The following is an 18928-nucleotide window of genomic DNA, read 5'->3' as shown; positions in this document are numbered from 1 at the left end:
CGGCGTCAGATCTTTAGCAGCGCGATTAATCGCAACCTGTCTGCTTCAGTCACATCCAGCGGATGCTGATAACCCGCGTTTTCATTGGCGCGGGTGTACAGGGCAACCAACCAGTCATAAACGTATCGGCTGGCACCATGCCGAGGTTGCTCGTCCAGTTTTGCCAGTCGACGCATCGGCTGTTGCGGCGGGGCGCTAAAGATAGCGGCGCCTTTCTGGACCCTGCTGGCAGGGCGCTGTTCCTCGGCAACACGAGCAAACCCGAGCCAGGTAATAAAATCACCGATATCCGCGTGCAACTGTGCTGCGCAGACGTTCTCGCGCTGCATAATTGCGTGCAGGCGTTGCGGCATCTCCAGCCGGTAGCTGGTGGTCACCAGAATGTCGGCAACCTGCCTTAAGGTTTGCGGCTGCAGCTGCAGGCGACGCGCGTTATTCTCATTACGACACCACTGGCGCACATGGTTGATCCACATTTTATGTGCCTGATATCCGGCCTCTTTACTCTCTTGTGGATAAGAGGTATCCCGCACGTCGGCAAACAGGTCGATCGCGTCATTAAATAAGCCGCTAACCTGCTCCTCTCGCGGTTGCTGAACGCGCAACAGTGATTCAAAGCTGCGCATGGATGGCAGCAGCCCCTCCAGCAGTTCGCCATGCCTGGCCGCCTGAGCCTGCAACTGGCGGATAAGTGATTCGCTTGCGCCGGGCGGCTCATCACCGGCATGTAACCAGTTCATCAATGTGGCGCGAATTTGCTGCTGGTTCTGCTCGCGCAGGGAGATAAACCGAGCCTGCCGCTGAACGGGTGAGGTGGCCTGCGACAGCCATTCAACCAGTCGCTGTAAACTGTGCTTATCCAGCGCCTGCAGCGTTCCCCAGTGCAGTCCGGGCTTGCCCATTAATTGCTGAACCGCCTCATCGAGGTTTTGCTGGGTGCTAAAACGCGCATCCTGTGGGGTAATAGCCCACACCACGCCCGGTAATGCGGCATCATGTAGCGGTTGGGTATCATTTACCCAGCCGAGTAGCGTACGGGTGACAGTCGGCGTCTGTGAACGGGCGGATACCGCGTTACAGATGAGCAGCACATCGGGTTGCAGATGTTGGCGGTAATGTTCCAGCATCCAACCCAATTTTGCCTGCCATAGCGGGTGTGGGTGTGCATCCGGTGCGAGGGGAATATCCAGCAGGTCAGTGCCCTCCAGCACCGCGTCTTCTACTGTCAGCACCAGTTCGCGGGTCAGCAGCGCCAGTGAATCCAGTGACAAGCTGACCGCATTGAGCAACTGATTGTTGGCAACGGGATGCACCACCACATCGCCTGGGGTATCACTACCGGTCAGCGCAGCCTGAGTAAGATAACTTTCGGCGGGTAAGCCGAAATGATCAACCAGCAGGCTAAGCGGGGCGGCTAATTCGTCCGCATGCCCGGTCTGTTGTAGTGTATGCGCCAGTGCCAGAAACTGCTGCGTGAGTTCCGGTTGCTCTCCCCACAGTAACGCCCAGGCATGTGCCCGGGTGGTGAGATCCAGCGCCGGAAGCAGCGTAGCAAACTGATGCCATAGTGCATCGTCAATTTGCTGCTGATTTGAGGGTACCCGACAGCGCCAGAAACGCGCAATAGCCGCCACGTCTTGTGCGCAGATCCCCGGCACAGGATGACGCTGGCGCAATGCCTGCCATTTTTCTAATCGCGCTTCAATGATTGCTTTTTCAACCTGTCGGTTGTCAGGTGACGAACAGAACTGTGTGATAAACAGCTGAACCAGTTCCGCCTCGCTAATCAACCGCAGGCGTAGCGGCCACGCGTTGTCAACTGGAGGCGTCTCGCGCGTAAAGCGGATAGCCATGTTGGTTGGCGCATGGCCAGGATTAATGTGCGTGAAGTAATCGAAGCTGCGGTCCGGCGTAGTGATGTTCAGTTTGCCACTGGCATTGCTGCACAATGCGCAGAGCAGATGCGCTTTCGCCGCCTGCGAGTGTCCGTACAATCCCACACAACCTTGTGACGCAAAGGTCGCATTGAGGGCGGTTTCATTTACAGCCGCTAACGTGAGCTGAGCCAGCAGGGAATCCGCTTCATCATCCAGGCGCGCCGCGCGTGTGCGCGTGTCCGTCACCCATTCGATGGCGGCCTGTGCGGTGTTTAACGTCTTGCTCATTTCAGGTACACACTCCCGCTATCAATCCAGTAATGGCTGCCGCTGTGGCGGCGGTCTGCCAGCGTATTCAATTTTAAGGTTAAGGCGTTGGCGGCAACGGGCGTGCCATCCTGCAGCCAGGCATCGCTGAGAACGAAGTATTCCGGGCCAGCCTCTTTGCTACCGCCGCGTAATTGCAGACGCACGTTTAATACGCCATCACCAGCGATGGTTTTCGCCAGCTCAGCAGAGTTGATACTGAGTGTATACAGCGGGGTAGCAGGCCAGCGACTGTTCGCCAGTTGACGGAAACCTAATGTCACATTGCCACGTAGCGGGAAATTCAGACGCGCATCCAGCTTTGCACCCGGCTTATCAAGGTCGATATCGTGATACCAGATATTCTCATCGCGCAGGGTATTAACCGTATTATCTAATACGCCGAGATAGCGTACCGTCGAGTACGCGCCGATATCGGCGGCTTTAAAGTTAAAACGCGGCAGACGTAAATCCAGTGCCAGGCTGCACAGCATGGCGCCCACGGCGGCGGTGGACTTCGGATTGCCAATGCGCCCTTGCTGGCTAAACGGATACCACTCATGCACGCGGTAGCTGTCCATCCAAATCATACGATTCACCGGAACGGGCTGCAGGTGGCGAATCAGCGCCTGTACACCAGGTAAACAGGCGGGTCTGCCGGTTACCAGTAAAATGTCGCAACGATAATGCGAGATGGCTTCACACACGGCGTGCAGTGGAGATGTCAGGGTAAACTGCCCGGCCAGCAAGGCTTCTTGTAACGGCCTGAACTGCACCTGCAGCGGCACGCTCAGCACGTCAAAGACCGGTGAGCCCGCAGGCAACGCATGATCGATAGCCTGCTGGATATAGTTCATCACGTTGCGCGTCGGGGGCTGGGTAAGCAATTCACCAAAGGTGGCATGCAGTCCCGCCACCGGGTCGTTAACATCGCTTTGCTCCCAGGCTGAGAGCACCGCATGCCCGAGCGGCATAAACAGCTGTAACGCCGTTTGCTGGCGTAAAATCGCCTGGGTGTCGATGCGCCCGGAGTCGCCAAACAGCGCGGCCAGCAGGGCGGCGGCGTCGGTGACGCCCGCCTGTTGTAAGCGGGTTTGCAGGGCGGGTAGCACGCAGCGTTGGATAACATCGAGCAGCATGTCATCCCCGGCAACCTTGAATCCTTCACGAAACAGCAGATGCGGCGTGATTTTGACATTCGCCCCCACGCCATCATCTAACTGATAATGGACCACGGCCATATCAGTAGTGCCGCCGCCAATGTCGATCGATGCCACACGCAGGGCGCGACCGTTGACTTCACCAGGCTCCGGCAGGCGGTCCGGACGGGCGAGGGCGTTGAAGAATGATTCGGTGTGCCCGTCGTAGTGTGAAATCGCTTCATTATATAACCACACCAGCTGCCCACAGCTGGCTTCATCCCATTCCATCTGGATCTCAGGGACGGGAACCACGCTTTTTTCCTGCTGCTTGCGGGTGGTAAAATCGTCATCCTGCGGATGCCAGCCCATCGCTTTCCACACTAATGCAATGGCCTCAAACATGCGTAAACGGAAGATCTCACGTTCTTGTTTCGGCATCGCAGACGGCAGGGTCAGGATCAGCGTACGCAGCTGGCGGGGCGAGGCCGGAAAACCAAGCCGCAGGCGTGTCGCCACGCTGTTAATTTGCCCCAGCGCCTGCGCCAGAATTTCACACAGCATATGAGTCATCAGCGTGCTGCGACTGTACTGCGGTGAGAATACCGGCAGCCGGTCATCCTGCGGCAGGCTAAACAGCGGCTGCCCGTCATCGTTCATCAGATTCATCAGCGGGAAGGCGGTTGCCAGCGGCTCGCGCTGAGTTTTGCCATTCATCTGGCTAAAGCGCCAGTCATGCAACACTGGCGTTTCATCCCACAGATAACGACGCGGGCTGGAGATCCCGCTGCTGCCTTCGGTGCCGACGCGCTGCATGGCCAGCTTGCGGGCTTCATCGCCGACACGAACGATCGACGGCCAGATGAAGGCATCGTCACGACCGCTCTCCACGGAAAAGTGCTGTTTCCCAAAACGCGCCTCGGAAAACTCCAGTCGGCTGGTGAACAGCGGATCGTTGAGGTATTGCGGCTCGCTTAATGAACGTACCTGTAACTCTGCCGTCTGGCGCAGACCGTCATTGGCGTCACCGTGATCTTCAATCAATACGCCGCAGGTATGGGTATTACCAATATCTAAAATCAGATCGACGGGAATGGCCGGGGCGCTGAGGGTGTGCGTCACCAGCTTCACTTCCGGAATGGCCAGTTGCTCGCCTAGCAGGGTCAGCACATTCAGCCAGTGCGCCTGATACTCAAAATTGCGCAGTGCGAGCTGGATCTCATGTTCGGCACGGTTTTCTTGCTGCGAGACATGATGCAAAAAGGATTCGCGCAGCCAGCCGTCAATCCACGTCTGGTCGAGGAAATCAGCGATTTCTTTATCGTGCCAGGCCAGCGCAAATCGCGTGCCATTGAGCAGGTCGTTTTCATTTGGCGTCAACGCGGCGGGGGCATGCTCGGTCAACTGGCTGTCCAGCGCCACGGTTACGCGGTGCGTGTTACCCGCGCTGTCCGGTTGCGCCAGCTTGCGTACCTGCACGCGTGCCCAGTTATCCGGGCCTTCGACAAACGTGCGCGGTGGGTTAAAGCGCAGGAACGGCAGCGGCAGCCAGACGCCGTCGAGCACGTCCAGTGAATAATGTAATGTCTGGGTGCTTTCTGGCTTGACCACTTCGGGTTGCCCGCCAGTGCTACCTGGTAACGTATAGCGGCCCGTTGTCAGGTCGAAATCCAGTCGCAGCAGCGGGCCGTTGGCCGTTTTTCGCACAAAGCGCCCGTGATGCGCGGATTCCTGCGGCGTCAGGCCAAAATCCAGAAACTGCACGCCGCTATTGGCGATGAGCGTCACGCTCTGTTTGTAATCACACAGATTCACCAACATAAAATCAGGCACCTATCTTTTTGATGGTCATGGGGATCTCCGCGTGATCGTCATAACGGGCGGTACAGGCTGCCACGTCGTTGGTTCCCGCTTTACAGGTGATTTCCGGCATCGGATAGCGCGAGCCGTCCGTACAACGCGCATTCCCGCGACTCTTAATCATTAATTCCCCCGACTGATGCAGACCGGAGAAAATCTCCGCGCGACACACCACATTGTCGCCGTGGACGACCCGCGCAGTGCCTTTATTGGTCTGAATCTGATAACGCAGCGATGGCGCTTTACCGCTGACCGGATCTTTGATGTCAACCATCACGCGCCAGTTGCCGTTGAGGAAACGAGTAGTGCCGACCTTCATCTGATTCGCTTCCATCACCAGCGCATCTTTCGGGATCGCGGCAATCACTACCGGCCCTTCGGCGGGCTTTTCTTTTTTCACCGCCGGGATCACTTCCGCACGATGCAGCGGCAGTGCAGACGTCAGGGTTGGCAGTGGCTTAACGTCGACCTTCGCTATCTCAACCGGCTGCTGTGTGGGCGCAGGGCGTGTCGCCTGCTGTTTCCACAGCAGCGGTCCAATGATGGCGGCAATGATGACCGCAGCAACTGGCAGGCTCCACAGTGGCAGTTTACGCGCAGGTTTTGGCAAGACGGGCAACGGCACGACTTCAGGTTCATTCTCAATGACCGGGGATGGTGGTTCAGGTTCTGCGGGTTTAGGTGGCTCCACGATCGGCGTCAGTAAAGGTGCATCGGCTTCGGCAAAGGTAATTTCCGGGACGACCATCGCTTCTTCAGGTTCGGCTTCCGCTGCGGGCATGACCGGAGGAATATCGGCGATCCGCAAGCAGTCGAGCACATCGTCACGCGTATTTTCATTCAGATTAACGAAACCCCAGAACGTAATAACCGGTTTACCATCAACCAGAAAAACGTGATTTTCCCCAGGAAACTGAACGGCCTTTTCCAGCAGAGATCCAAACAATTGCAGCGAGGTTTTACCCGATTGCAGGCTTTTACGACTGAGAGTCGCCGCGCTGTCCAGCGTGCTGGCCAGATAGCGTAATGCCCGAAAGCGCGCGTCTTCATCAGCGGCTTTCCAGGCGACAGCCTGTCCTTCAATCGGGGAATACCAGTCAACCCGATCGCCGTTATCGTTGACTTGTGGGATCGCCAGACAATCGGCCATGGCCTGCTGTTTTCGCAGACGAAGCGTTTCACGAATTTGCAATGCTGAATCAAAAACGGCCTGACCACCGCCGCCCACGGCCTGATAGTCATCCAAATTGCCGCTGCGCAAGAGAATTTTTGCCACGTTGTTATCCCTTAGACTTCTTCACACATCTACTTTACGGCTTATAAAAACGAGCAAACGGTGGAAGAGAGGCAAAAAGGGGTGAATTTTCATGGCATAGAGCGTGGGGAAAAATCTTGACGTTTTGAAAAAGACTTAAGGGAAATTATTTCACCGGTGCTGTCGAATTAATCAGCAAAAACCACCGGATTTGAATAACCTGATAGTGATTTGTTATTAGTCAGTTTTTGTCAGCTATGCTCTGATAATGAGCTGAATAATAAAATAAGAAGGCATTAGACCATGACTGCAAGGAAAACGTTGCTCGCGCTGGCGCTCAGCGCGGTATTACCGACCGGCGCTACATTTGCTGCCAATACCGACACCCTCATCTACTGCTCTGAAGCGTCTCCCGAATCGTTTAACCCGCAAATTGCCAGCTCCGGCCCGTCGTTTGTGGCCAGTTCTCAGGTGCTGTATAACCGACTGATCAACTTTGATCCGGTGAAAAATACCCCGGTACCATCTCTGGCCACCGACTGGACGATATCCCCTGACGGCTTGACGTATACCTTTACCCTGCGTCAGGGCGTGAAGTTCAACAGCAATAAATTCTTCAAACCGACGCGTGATTTTAACGCGGATGACGTGCTGTTCTCGGTATTACGTCAGAAAGATGCCGATCATCCGTACCATAAGGTTTCACAGGGTAGCTACGAGTACTTCAATGATGTCGGACTGGATAAGCTTATCAAAGAGGTGAAGAAGGTTGATGATTATCATGTCCAGTTTGTGCTGAACGAACCTAATGCGGCGTTTCTGGCCGATTGGGGGATGGACTTCGCGTCTATTCTCTCTGCGGAATATGCCGATCAAATGCTGAAAAAAGGCACGCCGGAAAACGTCGATAACTGGCCGATTGGTACCGGACCGTACGTGCTGCAACAGTACAAGCAGGATTCACAAATCCGCTATCTGGCCAACCCGAACTACTGGGATGGTGACGTTCCGACCAAACACCTGATCTTCGCCATTACGCCAAACGTGCAAACGCGACTGGCAAAACTGCAAACCAACGAGTGCCAGATAATTCCCGCGCCTGCGCCGGTGCAGTTTGAGGAAATTAAGAAAAACAGCGACCTGACGCTGCATTCGGTCGACGCACTGAACGTCGGTTATCTGGCGTTTAATACTGAGAAAAAACCGTTTGATAACGTATTGGTACGTCAGGCGCTGAATTACGCGACCGATAAAAAAGCGATCATTAACGCCGTCTTCTTAGGTTCAGGCACGGTGGCAAAATCACCGATTCCACCGAATATGCTGGGCTTCAACAACGATCTGAAAGACTACGATTACGACCCGCAAAAAGCGAAAGAACTGCTGAAGAAAGCAGGGCTGGAGAATGGGTTTGAGGCGACGCTGTGGTCGATGCCGGTTCAACGGCCGTACAATCCGAACTCCCGTCGGATCGCTGAGATGATCCAAAGCGACTGGGCGAAGGTTGGTGTGAAGGCAAAAATCGTATCGTACGAGTGGGGAGAATACCTCTCCGGAATGCGTAAGGGTGAGCACGACACCGCGCTGTTTGGCTGGATGTCCGACAATGGCGATCCGGATAACTTTGCCGATGTGCTGCTGGGCTGCAACAGCATTAAAACCGGATCCAACGCCGCACGCTGGTGCGATAATGCGTATAATACACTGGTGCAAAAGGCGAAACTGGTGAGCAAACCGCAAGAGCGCGCCGCGCTTTACCAGCAGTCGCAAGAGATTTTCTATCAGCAGGCCCCGTGGATCGCACTGGCAAACGGCAAAACATTTTATGCCACACGCAGTAATGTCAGCGGATACAGCGTCAGCCTGATGGGCAGTGATTTTTCAAAAGCTAAATTAAATTAATCAGTTAAGGAGAAAGTATGTCGCACCTGGATGAGGTCAGCGCCCGCGTCGACGCCGCCATTGAAGAGAGCGTCATTACGCATATGAACGAACTGCTGATTGCGCTCAGCGATGACGCAGAACTGAGCCGGGAAGATCGCTACACCCAGCAACAGCGTCTGCGTACGGCGATCGCACATCATGGTCGTCAGTATAAAGAGGATATGGAAGCCCGCCGTGAGCAGCTCACCAAAGGTGGCACTATTCTCTGATATTTCCTTGCCGGATGGCGGTGCTCACACCTTATCCGGCCTACAGGCATATTCTGTTGGCCTGATAAGCAAAGCGCCATCAGGCAGTTAAAACGAGCGCCTGGCCACCAGCCAGGCGCCGATTACCAGCAACACCGCGCCACAGACGGGTCCCACCAGCGCACGCAGCGGTACGCCGTTGCTTCGCAAGATATCCAGTACCAAACCGCCAATCAACTGGCTGGCAACCAGCACCGCAATGGTGGTGGCAGCCCCTACATTTTGATAGCCGCTAATACTGGCGAAGACAAAAAACGAACCCAATAAGCCGGGAATTAACGTCCACCAGCGTACGCTGGAAACCAGCTCGCCAAACCCCGCCGCACCTTGCTTAAACCATAGAATGCTGACAAACAGCACAATCCCCACCAGCGAGTTGAGCAGCATGGCTATCAGGATGGTTGAAGAGGTCTGAGTAATACGTACCATCAAGGTGTTCTGCACCACCAGACCAATGCCGGCGGCGATCAGAAAGGAAAGGGTCAGCGTCTGGTTCATCCGCGCGCATCCGGATCCCGGCGATCGTCCAGTTGCAGCTGCATAAAGGTCAGATCCAGCCAGCGACCAAACTTCGTCCCCACCTGCGGCATTTGCGCGGTTAAGACAAAACCGAGCGTGCGGTGCAGGTGCAACGATGCCTGATTTTGCGACTCAATGCCCGCGACCATCACATGTTTACCGCACCTGCGGGCCTCTTCAATCAACCGGCTGAGTAATGCGCGCCCCAGGCCTTTTCCCTGATGCTCCGGATGCACATACACCGAGTGTTCAACGGTATGACGAAAACCATCAAAATTACGCCAGTCGCCGAAAGAAGCATACCCGGTGACCACGTCATTCTCTTCACTCACCAGCACCGGATACCCCAGCATTTGCCGGGCTTCGTACCAGGAGATACGGTTTTCGGCATCGACGGTTTGATCATTCCAGATAGCCGCCGTGTGCAGCACCGCGTGATTGTAGATTTCTGCAATGGCGGCGCAGTCTTCTTTACTGGCAAAGCGAATTGACATGTTGAACCTCAGGGATTGTTCACTATAGTATTACAATATGAATACTATTGAAGACAGCATAAATCAACGGATCGGTGCAAGAATTCGCATTGAGCGAGAATCACGCGGCTGGTCGCTGACGGAGCTTGCCGAGCGGGCGGGCGTGTCGCGGGCAATGATCCATAAAATTGAGCGCGGCGAAAGCAGCCCAACGGCAACGCTGCTGGGGCGGCTTTCCGGGGCGTTTGGCATCAGCATGTCAACGCTGATTGCGCGGGCGGAAATGCAGGAGGGCAAGCTGCTGCGCTTCGCCGACCAGCCTGTCTGGCACGATCCGCAAAGCCATTATCTGCGTCGCCACGTCTCCCCGCGCAGCGATCTGCCCATCGATCTGGTGCAGATAGCGCTACCCGCCGGGAGTGACATTCCCATGCCTGCGTCGTCCTACGTGCAGGCCAGACAGCTTATCTGGCTGCAGCAGGGAGAGTTGGTGTTCGTCGAAGGAGATACGCGCCACGAAATGAAGGCCGGGGATTGTCTGGAACTCGGCCCGCCAAATGACTGCCGGTTTATTAATGAAACCGCGCATACTTGTGTTTATCTGGTTGTGCGGTTAAACGCCGTCGGCAATTAATGTGAAAGCATCGCCAGCGGAGGGCGTCTACTATTGATGGATTCATGCCAAAAGCAGAGGAGAACATCAATGGGTCAACAACTGCAACGCAACCGCCGCTGGGTACTGGCTTCTCGCCCCCATGGCGCCCCGGCACTCAGTAATTTCCGTTTAGAAGATGATAGCGTCGCCACGCCCGGCGAAGGACAAGTTTTACTGCGCACCGTGTATCTGTCTCTTGATCCCTACATGCGCGGTCGCATGAGCGATGAACCTTCATATTCCCCCCCGGTAGAGATTGGCGCGGTGATGGTGGGCGGTACTGTCAGCCGGGTAGTGACATCAAATCATCCTGATTATCACGTTGGTGAATGGGTTTTGAGCTACAGCGGCTGGCAGGATTTCGACATCTCCGATGGCAGCGGCTTGGTCAAATTAGGCGATAACCCGGAACATCCATCCTGGGCGCTAGGTCTGTTGGGGATGCCGGGCTTTACCGCGTATATGGGCCTGCTGGATATCGGTCAACCTAAAGCCGGAGAGACGTTAGTGGTGGCAGCAGCCACCGGGCCGGTAGGCGCAACCGTCGGGCAAATTGGCAAACTCAAAGGGTGTCGGGTGGTCGGCGTGGCCGGTGGGGCGGAAAAATGCCGTCATGCCACCGAGGTTCTCGGCTTTGATATTTGCCTCGATCACCATGCGCCTGATTTCGCGCAACAGCTGGTGCAGGCCTGTCCGCAGGGGATTGATATTTATTATGAAAATGTTGGCGGCAAAGTCTTCGACGCGGTGCTGCCGTTACTCAACACCTCTGCGCGCATTCCGGTGTGTGGGCTGGTCAGTGGTTATAACGCCACGGCGTTACCGGCAGGCCCCGACCGCTTACCGCTGCTGATGGCCACCATACTGAAAAAGCGCATCCGGATGCAGGGCTTTATTATTAGTCAGGACTACGGTCATCGCATCCATGAGTTCCAGCAGGAGATGGGGCGCTGGGTCAAAGAAGGCAAGATCCAGTACCGGGAACAGATTACGGAGGGCCTGGAGAACGCGCCGGAAGCCTTTATCGGCCTGCTGACCGGGAAAAACTTTGGCAAGGTTGTGATTCGCCTCGCTGAAGATTAATTGCGAAAATCCGCTGTGCCGCTCTGTTTGTGAGCGGCACGTTAAGCATTTATGGAGAAAATAAGAAGGTTGTTGCCAGAAAGCGAATAAACACTCTACTTTGAGATAAATAATGATTACTATTCTCATTCTTAAAAAGCAAAACCATGATTTTGCTGATTGAAGCACTGTGAAGCAGTAACAAATGAATTTATCAAAGGGAGTCGTCATGTCTTTACGTCATCTGTTTTCACCGCGTCTGCGTGGTTCTTTACTGTTAGGTTCACTGCTTGTTGCATCCTCTTTTAGTACGCAGGCTGCGGAAGAACTGCTGCGCAAAGCGGTAGGCAAAGGCGCCTACGAAATGGCGTACAGCCAACAGGAAAACGCGCTGTGGCTTGCCACCTCCCAGAGTCGTAAGCTGGATAAGGGCGGGGTGGTTTACCGTCTCGACCCGGTCACGCTGGAAGTGACTCAGGCGATTCATAACGACCTGAAACCGTTTGGCGCCACCATCAACAATGCAACGCAGACCCTGTGGTTTGGTAATACCGTCAACAGTGCGGTCACCGCGATGGATGCTAAAACCGGCGACGTAAAAGGCCGTCTGGTACTGGATGCGCGTAAACGTTCAGAAGATGTCCGTCCGCTGCAGCCGCGTCAGCTGGTAGCCGATGATGCCACCAACACGGTCTATATCAGCGGGATTGGCAAAGAGAGCGTGATCTGGGTGGTCGACGGTGAAACCATCAAACTGAAAACCACCATTGCTAACACCGGTAAAATGAGCACCGGTCTGGCCGTCGACAGCAAGGCTAAACGCCTGTACACCACCAATGCCGACGGTGAGTTCATTACCATTGATACCGCTGACAATAAAATTCTCAGCCGTAAAAAGCTGCTGGATGACGGTAAAGAGCATTTCTTCATCAACCTGAGTCTGGACACCGCTGGCAACCGCGCGTTTATCACCGATTCTAAAGCGGCAGAAGTGCTGGTGATTGATACCCGTGACGGCAAGGTACTGGCGAAAGTTGCCGCACCGGAATCTCTGGCCGTGCTGTTCAACCCCGCGCGCAACGAAGCCTACGTGACGCATCGTCAGGCCGGTAAGGTCAGTGTGATTGACGCGAAAAGCTATAAAGTCGTCAAAACATTCGACACCCCGACATTCCCGAACAGCCTGGAGCTCTCCGCTGATGGCAAAACCTTGTATGTAAGCGTGAAACAGAAATCTTCACGTGAGCAGGAAGCCACGCAGCCGGACGATGTGATTCGCATCGCGCTGTAATTTGCCCGGAGGGGGAAACCCCTCCTGTCATTTATCCATACCCCACGATACGCCTCGTTACACCCCATCGCTGGCCTGATAAACATCAGGGACTTACACTGGGTCCTTATCGGCTCATTGCATAACACGGGAATATCATGAAAAAGCCATTTATCTGCCTTTGCGCAGGCGTAATGCTGTTTACTCTGGCAGGTTGCACCACCGATTACGTCATGACGACGAAAAGCGGACAAACCATTACGACTCAGGGCAAACCACAGTTGGATAAAGACACCGGGATGACCAGCTATACCGATCAGGATGGCAACGCGCGGGAAATTAACAGCAATGATGTTGCGCAGTTAATCGAAGCCAACTAAGAAAGCAGGCCTGACGGGGATACGCTGTCAGGCCTGAATGTGATTACGGCGCGGTGCGCTGGATTTCCGCCACGCGTTTACGCACGCCAAACCATCCGGCAACCAGCAGAATAGCAATCAACGGTAACGACGCGATAGTGTAGGTGCCGTTCGGATAATCAAAGGCCATCAGCACCAGCACGCTCAGCAGGAACAGCAGCGTTAACCACGAGGTGAACGGCGCGCCCGGTAGCTTGAAGCTGACATCTGCCGCTTTGCCCTCTTTAATGGCCCGACGCAAACGCATCTGACACACCACGATAAATCCCCACGACGCAATAATTCCCAGCGACGCGAAGTTCAGCACGATCTCAAACACCTGCGATGGCACCAGATAGTTGAGGAAAACGCCTACTACATACACCACCAGCGTGGCGAGGATCCCAGCCCAGGGGACCTGCTGGCGGCTCATTTTCGCCATAAATTTGGGGGCCGAACCGCCCATCGACATCGAACGTAAAATACGCCCGGTGCAATACAATCCCGAGTTGAGGCTGGAAAGGGCGGCGGTTAGCACCACAATGTTCATGATACTGCCGATATACGGCACGCCAAGTTTCGAGAAGAAGGTCACAAACGGACTTTGGCCCGCCTGATAGGCATTCCATGGCAGCAGCAACACCAGCAGCACGACGGAGCCGACGTAGAACAGACCAATGCGCCAAATCACGCTATTGATCGCTTTTGGCACCATGGTTTGTGGATCTTTGCATTCTCCGGCGGCCGTACCCACCAGTTCAATAGAGGCAAAAGCAAAGACCACACCCTGTACCAGCACCAGTGCAGGTAGCAGGCCATGCGGGAAGAAGCCACCGTTATCGGTGATCAGATGAAACCCGGTGGTGTTACCGTCCAGCGGTTGTCCGGTACCTAAAAAGACCGTACCAACCACCAGAAAAATCACGATCGCCAGCACTTTGACCAGCGCAAACCAGAACTCCATCTCGGCGAACCATTTCACGCCAATCATGTTCATAGTACCGACAATAGCCAGCGCACCAAGGGCAAATACCCACTGTGGTACGTCGCCAAACGCTCCCCAGTAGTGCATGTACAGCGCGACGGCGGTGATATCGACGATTCCGGTCATCGCCCAGTTGATGAAGTACATCCAGCCTGCCACGTAGGCCGCTTTCTCCCCCAGGAACTCACGGGCGTAGGAGACAAAACTACCGCTTGAAGGGCGGTGTAGTACCAGTTCTCCGAGCGCGCGAAGAATAAAGAATGAAAAAATACCGCATACCAGATACACCAGCGCTAAAGCTGGTCCAGCCATTTGTAAACGTGCCCCGGCCCCTAAAAACAACCCGGTACCAATCGCGCCGCCGATGGCGATCATCTGTACCTGGCGGTTGCCCATCGCTTTGTGATACCCCTCTTCGTGAGCATTCAGCCAGCGTCGTTTCGCCGCATGTTGTTCTGCGGCTTGCGTGTTGTGTGTGTTCATTGCGTTTCCTGTTGGCCTGACAAATTAACAAAATCCTTTTTGCCGCCCGTGCAGCGGCGAAAACAGCTTTACCCTTCATGGTGTTAGAAGGGGAAAACTGTCGGCCGAGCATCCTACATTCAATTAATCAGTGACGCAAAGTCTGGATTATGCCGATACGCCAAAGACCTGAACGGCCTGCTGCAGTCGCGAGGAGCGCTGAGTTAAATCGGCGGTGGCATCAGTGACGCGCTCTACCATCTCGGCGTTATTGTGGGTCATGGTGCCGACGCGTGAAATCGAGTCATTGATCAGATCCAGCGCCTGGGTTTGTTCCCGTGTGGCGAGGCTGATGTCTTTGATCATCATCGACATTTGTAATACGTCACCGATCATGCCCGTGAGATGCGTTTCTGTTTGCTCCACCATTTTTACGCCGGAGTTGACGTTCGCGACGTTCTTTTCGATCAACTGCTTAATCTCTTTGGCGGCCGAGGCGGAGTGCTGCGCCAGATTGCGCACTTCCGCCGCCACAACGGCAAAACCGCGTCCGGACTCCCCGGCACGCGCCGCCTCGACGGCAGCATTCAGCGCCAGAATATTGGTCTGAAAAGCGATACTGTCGATAACACCGATGATGTCGACGATCTGGCTGTTATCACGTGAGATAGCCTGCATCATAGCGATGGTCTGTTTCATGATATCGCCGCCTTCCGTCGCGTTGGTGCTGGTCTTATCGGCCATGGTCATCGTTTGTGCGGCGGTATCGGCGGTTTGCTGCACCGCGCTGCCAATTTCTTCAATGGCGGCAGCGGTTTGTTGCAGATCCGCGGCGGTTTCTTCGGAGCGTGTATGCAGTGCAACGCCTTCTTTTGATACCCGTTGACTGATTTCGCGGATCCCGGAAATTTGCGTACTGACGTCATCAACCAGAGAATTGAGATTCAACCCGGATTGATTAACCAGTCGCATCAGCATCCCGATTTCATCCACGCGATTTAAATGACAGTTATCGGGTTTACGGCCGGAGACAACTTTTTTCATTTGACTGAGTAGCGTATTAACTGGCTGACAAATTTGGCACTTAAGGTAAATACCGAATAACAGAAATAGCATGGCCATTCCGCCAGCCTGAATAAATGAACTCACCGGCGCGAGTGTTAATAATACGCAGAGCAGGGCTACTACCCCTAAAGCATAATTGACGCGCTGACTTATGCTTAGCCATTTAAACACAGAGGTCCATGCCAGTATGCCACGACGAATAACAATGCCTTTAAAAAGCCGGAAACTTTTAAATTTGTGGCTATTCATTTTTTCATACAACTGCTCACTCTGGGCTATTTCTTCCCGCGATGGAACAGTACGCACAGAGATGTAGCCAGTTAATTTTTCACGGTGCCAGACGGGGGTGACGTTGGCGCGAACCCAGTAATGGTCACCATTTTGCCGGCGATTTTTCACCATTCCGGTCCAGCTGTCACCCTGCTGGAGAGTGTGCCACATGTCGGCGAAGGCGGCAGAGGGCATATCGGGATGGCGAATAATATTGTGGGGTTCGCCCATGAGCTGGGTTTCATTAAAGCCGCTGGCCTCAATAAAAGCTGTGTTGGCATAGGTAATATGGCTTTCTTTATCTGTCGTCGACAGCAGCGTCGCTTTCGCGTTAAGTGAGTGCTCAACTTGTGTAACGGGCATGTTACTTTTCATAGCGGTCCCATGGTGGTATGTATACCCTAAATAATTCGCGTTGCAGGAAGGCGGCAAGGGAGCCAATCCCCAGGAGCTTACTAAAGTAAGTGACTGGGGAGAACGAGCGTAGCCAACGTATATGCAACGTGAACTATGACGGGTATATAAGTCATACAAAAAATCCCTAAATAACATCAGGGGATATTAAAAAACTGTTTTAAACCGTTTTAATAAGAAACGCTGCATTCTCTACTAATCATCAGTTCGGTGAAAGTATTTAAAATAAAAATTTTACTCTGTGCGATTTGTAGATGGTCATAAATATGAAACAATAAATACAAACGTATAACCTGAAGAGTCATTTAACCTGACTTAAATTAAATTCAGCGTAAATGTAGTGCGCAAAAATAAAACTAACCCAAAATGATATTGCAGAGTTTTAGACACAAACAGAAAGCCTATTATATTTTGTAGGGCATGAATACAAGCCATTTTTTCTGATTGATGTAACCGCCCGGGAAAGCGATTACCCGGAGTAGAAGCAAGGTTGGTTAGCTATTTTTTAGCTGAGCAAATGTAAATTAAATGTTTCTAAATAGTTGTTTGATAATTTAATAATGAAGACATGTTAACAACCATGGGCCTGTAACATGTCATATCGCCTGAGTATTCTCGATAAAAGCCCCGTAGGGGAAACCGAAACCGCCGCCATTGCGCTTGCCCGTACGCTACAGCTGGCACAACAGGCAGAGGCGTGGGGATACCACCGTTTTTGGATAGCGGAGCATCACAATACGCCACAGCTAGCCAGTCCGTCACCGGAGCTGGTGATCGCCTGGATCCTCGGCCAAACACAACGTATCCGCGTTGGCTCTGGTGGCGTTATGCTGCAACATTACAGCCCGTATAAAGTGGCGGAAAACTTCAATTTACTGGCTTCACTGGCCCCGGGGCGCGTTGATCTCGGCGTGGGGAAAGCCCCAGGCGGTTTACCGCTGTCAACGCAGGCGCTCCAGCAGGGGCTGCATCAGCTTGAAAAAGGCAGCTTTGCCGAACAGCTTTCGCAGCTCGACGCCTGGCTGGCATTGACCGGGACGGAAACCGGGCACGCGGTATTTCCGACGCCGATCCCGCCCTCACCGCCGCAAAGATTCGTGCTGGGGGCCAGCGTGCCAAGTGCACAGTTGGCGGCAGAGTCTGACTGGAATTTCATCTTTGCCGCGCACCTGAACGGTGACCCGGCGCTGCTGCGCGATGTTCTGACTTACTGGCAAGCCAACAGTGCGCGCCCGACGATTGTCGCCGTGCAGGTGATTGTGGCGAACAATCCGGAGACTGCCGCGCAATTAGCGGAGAACGTTCAAATTTGGGGTGTTGAGCTGGAAGATGGTCAACGCGTGACGGTGGCCAGCGAAGAGCAGGCGTTGGCCTTCGCCGCACAGGCGGGCAGCGTGCCACGAAAAATTGCCCGTCGAACGCAGGCGTTGTTGCACGGAACGGCCGAGGATGTGGTCGCAAAGCTGAACAGCCTGCACGCGCAGTACGGCATTGATGAATTTATTATCGATACCCCGTTAGCAGAAGGTTATGCGCGTCTGACATCGTTGCATTTGTTGGCGCAAGCCCATTCCGCTGTGGAGGTCATCTGATGTCATTGGCCTCGACGCTTATCGGCTGGCGCCGTGAACTGCACCAGCACCCGGAGTTGTCCTTACAGGAGGTGGCGACTACAGCACGTATTCGCGACTGGTTGCATGCTGCCGATGTCAACATTTTGCCCTTTGAACTAAACACCGGTCTGGTGGCTGAGATTGGGCGAGGAGACGATATTGTCGCCCTGCGGGCTGATATCGACGCCTTGCCGATAGAAGAGAACGCTGATGTGGCGTTTCGCTCCGTTACGCCAGGCGTCATGCACGCCTGCGGACACGACGTGCATACCAGCGTCATGCTCGGTGCGGCGCTGTTGTTGAAACAGCAAGAAAGCGCATTGCCGGGGCGGGTTCGCATTCTGTTTCAGCCCGCGGAAGAAAACTTTGGTGGTGCGAAAGCGTTAATCCGCGCCGGGGCGCTACAAAACGTGGCGGCGATTTTCGGTATGCACAACGAACCGGGGTTACCGGTGGGTGAGTTTGCCACGCGTGGTGGCGCATTTTATGCCAACGTCGATCGCGTCGTGCTGCGTGTCCATGGCAAAGGCGCACATGCCGCACGTCCACATGAAGGCAAAGATGCCATTCTGCTTGCCAGCCAACTGGTGACGGTGTTGCAAGGCGTGGCCAGCCGGGAAGTTAACACGCTGGATTCGGTGGTGCTGAGCGTGACCCGTATTCAGGGTGGCAACACGTGGAACGTGCTGCCAGAATCCGTTGAGCTGGAAGGGACGCTCAGAACCCATCGCACAGTCGTTCAGCAGCAGGTCAAATCACGGGTGAATGACATCGCTGCCGGATTTGCCCACGCCTTTGGCGTACAAATTGATGTTATCTGGCACGCAGGTCCCACGGCGTTGGTCAACGACTCGCGCTGGGCAGAGATTGCCACTGAGGTAGCAAAAACGTCCGGGTACACGACGCACTATGCCGATCTGCATATGGGTGGGGAGGATTTTGCCGTCTATCTGCAAAATACGCCCGGGGTATTTGTCAGTATTGGCAGCGCCAGCGAATACGGATTACACCATCCGGGATTTAATCCGGACGAACGATTAATTGAACCCGCCGCGCAGTACTTTACGCATTTAGCAAAAACGGCATTCACACACCTTTAATTTCACCTGTTGG

Annotated in this window: 15 protein-coding genes; 8 read left to right on the top strand and 7 right to left on the bottom strand. The window is 54.3% G+C overall.

Annotation, left to right across the window (positions count from 1 at the left end; all coding sequences use genetic code 11):
- Nucleotides 1-5: 5 nt before the first annotated feature.
- Genes IMQ48_RS07440 through IMQ48_RS07430 form a run of 3 tightly spaced genes read right to left on the bottom strand, consistent with a single transcriptional unit; the run spans nucleotide 6 to nucleotide 6458 of the window.
- Nucleotides 6-2165 carry a virulence factor SrfC family protein gene (locus tag IMQ48_RS07440; protein WP_196208513.1) on the bottom strand — a complete coding sequence of 720 codons (2160 nt, stop codon included), beginning with the start codon at nucleotides 2163-2165 and terminating at the stop codon, nucleotides 6-8.
- Nucleotides 2162-5143, bottom strand: coding sequence for a virulence factor SrfB (locus IMQ48_RS07435; protein WP_196208512.1), 2982 nt, complete (start codon nucleotides 5141-5143; stop codon nucleotides 2162-2164). Before IMQ48_RS07435 ends, IMQ48_RS07440 begins: the two co-directional genes overlap by 4 nt.
- 4 nt (nucleotides 5144-5147) lie before the next feature.
- Nucleotides 5148-6458 (bottom strand): SrfA family protein, encoded by a 1311-nt coding sequence (locus IMQ48_RS07430; RefSeq protein ID WP_196208511.1) that lies wholly within the window; start codon nucleotides 6456-6458, stop codon nucleotides 5148-5150.
- 282 nt (nucleotides 6459-6740) lie between these two features.
- On the opposite strand from IMQ48_RS07430, the gene IMQ48_RS07425 reads away from it, so the two are divergent.
- Nucleotides 6741-8339, top strand: coding sequence for an ABC transporter substrate-binding protein (locus tag IMQ48_RS07425; RefSeq protein ID WP_196208510.1), 1599 nt, complete (start codon nucleotides 6741-6743; stop codon nucleotides 8337-8339).
- A 17-nt stretch (nucleotides 8340-8356) separates the two neighbouring features.
- Nucleotides 8357-8590 carry a YdcY family protein gene (locus IMQ48_RS07420; RefSeq protein ID WP_096756992.1) on the top strand — a complete coding sequence of 78 codons (234 nt, stop codon included), beginning with the start codon at nucleotides 8357-8359 and terminating at the stop codon, nucleotides 8588-8590.
- Between the two features lie 87 nt (nucleotides 8591-8677).
- On the opposite strand, the gene IMQ48_RS07415 is transcribed toward IMQ48_RS07420, so the two are convergent.
- Together IMQ48_RS07415 and mddA are read right to left on the bottom strand one after the other, a co-directional pair.
- Entirely contained in the window at nucleotides 8678-9127 is a 450-nt protein-coding gene (locus IMQ48_RS07415; RefSeq protein WP_196208509.1) for a DMT family transporter, read from the bottom strand.
- Nucleotides 9124-9642 (bottom strand): L-methionine sulfoximine/L-methionine sulfone acetyltransferase, encoded by a 519-nt coding sequence (gene mddA, locus IMQ48_RS07410; protein ID WP_196208508.1) that lies wholly within the window; start codon nucleotides 9640-9642, stop codon nucleotides 9124-9126. The genes IMQ48_RS07415 and mddA overlap by 4 nt, the downstream gene beginning before the upstream one ends.
- Nucleotides 9643-9679: 37 nt before the next feature.
- Here mddA and IMQ48_RS07405 point away from each other — a divergent pair, with 37 nt between their 5' ends.
- The 4 genes from IMQ48_RS07405 (at nucleotide 9680) to IMQ48_RS07390 (ending at nucleotide 12988) form a co-directional block, all read left to right on the top strand.
- Nucleotides 9680-10255: an XRE family transcriptional regulator gene (locus tag IMQ48_RS07405; RefSeq protein ID WP_196208507.1), complete on the top strand. Its 576-nt coding sequence runs from the start codon at nucleotides 9680-9682 to the stop codon at nucleotides 10253-10255.
- A gap of 69 nt (nucleotides 10256-10324) precedes the next feature.
- The gene (locus IMQ48_RS07400) at nucleotides 10325-11359 is read left to right on the top strand and encodes an NADP-dependent oxidoreductase (protein ID WP_196208506.1); all 1035 of its coding nucleotides are present in this window, start codon (nucleotides 10325-10327) and stop codon (nucleotides 11357-11359) included.
- Nucleotides 11360-11567: 208 nt separating this feature from the next.
- The gene (locus IMQ48_RS07395; RefSeq protein ID WP_196208505.1) at nucleotides 11568-12629 is read left to right on the top strand and encodes a YncE family protein; all 1062 of its coding nucleotides are present in this window, start codon (nucleotides 11568-11570) and stop codon (nucleotides 12627-12629) included.
- A 137-nt stretch (nucleotides 12630-12766) separates the two neighbouring features.
- Nucleotides 12767-12988, top strand: coding sequence for a YgdI/YgdR family lipoprotein (locus IMQ48_RS07390; RefSeq protein ID WP_196208504.1), 222 nt, complete (start codon nucleotides 12767-12769; stop codon nucleotides 12986-12988).
- Between the two features lie 43 nt (nucleotides 12989-13031).
- Here IMQ48_RS07390 and ansP read toward each other — a convergent pair whose 3' ends face one another.
- Nucleotides 13032-14474: an L-asparagine permease gene (gene ansP, locus IMQ48_RS07385; RefSeq protein ID WP_196208503.1), complete on the bottom strand. Its 1443-nt coding sequence runs from the start codon at nucleotides 14472-14474 to the stop codon at nucleotides 13032-13034.
- Between the two features lie 147 nt (nucleotides 14475-14621).
- Nucleotides 14622-16163, bottom strand: a complete 1542-nt coding sequence (locus IMQ48_RS07380; protein WP_196208502.1) for a PAS domain-containing methyl-accepting chemotaxis protein — start codon at nucleotides 16161-16163, stop codon at nucleotides 14622-14624.
- A 632-nt stretch (nucleotides 16164-16795) separates the two neighbouring features.
- On the opposite strand from IMQ48_RS07380, the gene IMQ48_RS07375 reads away from it, so the two are divergent.
- Both IMQ48_RS07375 and IMQ48_RS07370 read left to right on the top strand, forming a co-directional pair.
- Nucleotides 16796-17794 carry an MsnO8 family LLM class oxidoreductase gene (locus IMQ48_RS07375; RefSeq protein ID WP_196208501.1) on the top strand — a complete coding sequence of 333 codons (999 nt, stop codon included), beginning with the start codon at nucleotides 16796-16798 and terminating at the stop codon, nucleotides 17792-17794.
- Nucleotides 17794-18915, top strand: coding sequence for an amidohydrolase (locus IMQ48_RS07370; protein ID WP_196208500.1), 1122 nt, complete (start codon nucleotides 17794-17796; stop codon nucleotides 18913-18915). The genes IMQ48_RS07375 and IMQ48_RS07370 overlap by 1 nt, the downstream gene beginning before the upstream one ends.
- The last annotated feature ends 13 nt before the right edge of the window (nucleotides 18916-18928 follow it).

Origin of the sequence: Citrobacter sp. Res13-Sevr-PEB04-36 (assembly GCF_015672735.1) — a bacterium.
Taxonomy (GTDB): Bacteria; Pseudomonadota; Gammaproteobacteria; order Enterobacterales; family Enterobacteriaceae; genus Citrobacter.
The sequence above is the reverse complement of the archived record's forward strand: the minus strand, read 5'-3'. Positions and strand labels throughout refer to the sequence as shown.

Coding starts and splice junctions, on each gene's coding strand:
- IMQ48_RS07440 (WP_196208513.1), bottom strand. CDS start 2,165: ATGAGCAAGACGTTAAACACCGCACAGGCCGCCATCGAATGGGTGACG.
- IMQ48_RS07435 (WP_196208512.1), bottom strand. CDS start 5,143: ATGTTGGTGAATCTGTGTGATTACAAACAGAGCGTGACGCTCATCGCC.
- IMQ48_RS07425 (WP_196208510.1), top strand. CDS start 6,741: ATGACTGCAAGGAAAACGTTGCTCGCGCTGGCGCTCAGCGCGGTATTA.
- IMQ48_RS07420 (WP_096756992.1), top strand. CDS start 8,357: ATGTCGCACCTGGATGAGGTCAGCGCCCGCGTCGACGCCGCCATTGAA.
- IMQ48_RS07415 (WP_196208509.1), bottom strand. CDS start 9,127: ATGAACCAGACGCTGACCCTTTCCTTTCTGATCGCCGCCGGCATTGGT.
- mddA (WP_196208508.1), bottom strand. CDS start 9,642: ATGTCAATTCGCTTTGCCAGTAAAGAAGACTGCGCCGCCATTGCAGAA.
- IMQ48_RS07405 (WP_196208507.1), top strand. CDS start 9,680: ATGAATACTATTGAAGACAGCATAAATCAACGGATCGGTGCAAGAATT.
- IMQ48_RS07400 (WP_196208506.1), top strand. CDS start 10,325: ATGGGTCAACAACTGCAACGCAACCGCCGCTGGGTACTGGCTTCTCGC.
- IMQ48_RS07395 (WP_196208505.1), top strand. CDS start 11,568: ATGTCTTTACGTCATCTGTTTTCACCGCGTCTGCGTGGTTCTTTACTG.
- IMQ48_RS07390 (WP_196208504.1), top strand. CDS start 12,767: ATGAAAAAGCCATTTATCTGCCTTTGCGCAGGCGTAATGCTGTTTACT.
- ansP (WP_196208503.1), bottom strand. CDS start 14,474: ATGAACACACACAACACGCAAGCCGCAGAACAACATGCGGCGAAACGA.
- IMQ48_RS07380 (WP_196208502.1), bottom strand. CDS start 16,163: ATGAAAAGTAACATGCCCGTTACACAAGTTGAGCACTCACTTAACGCG.
- IMQ48_RS07375 (WP_196208501.1), top strand. CDS start 16,796: ATGTCATATCGCCTGAGTATTCTCGATAAAAGCCCCGTAGGGGAAACC.
- IMQ48_RS07370 (WP_196208500.1), top strand. CDS start 17,794: ATGTCATTGGCCTCGACGCTTATCGGCTGGCGCCGTGAACTGCACCAG.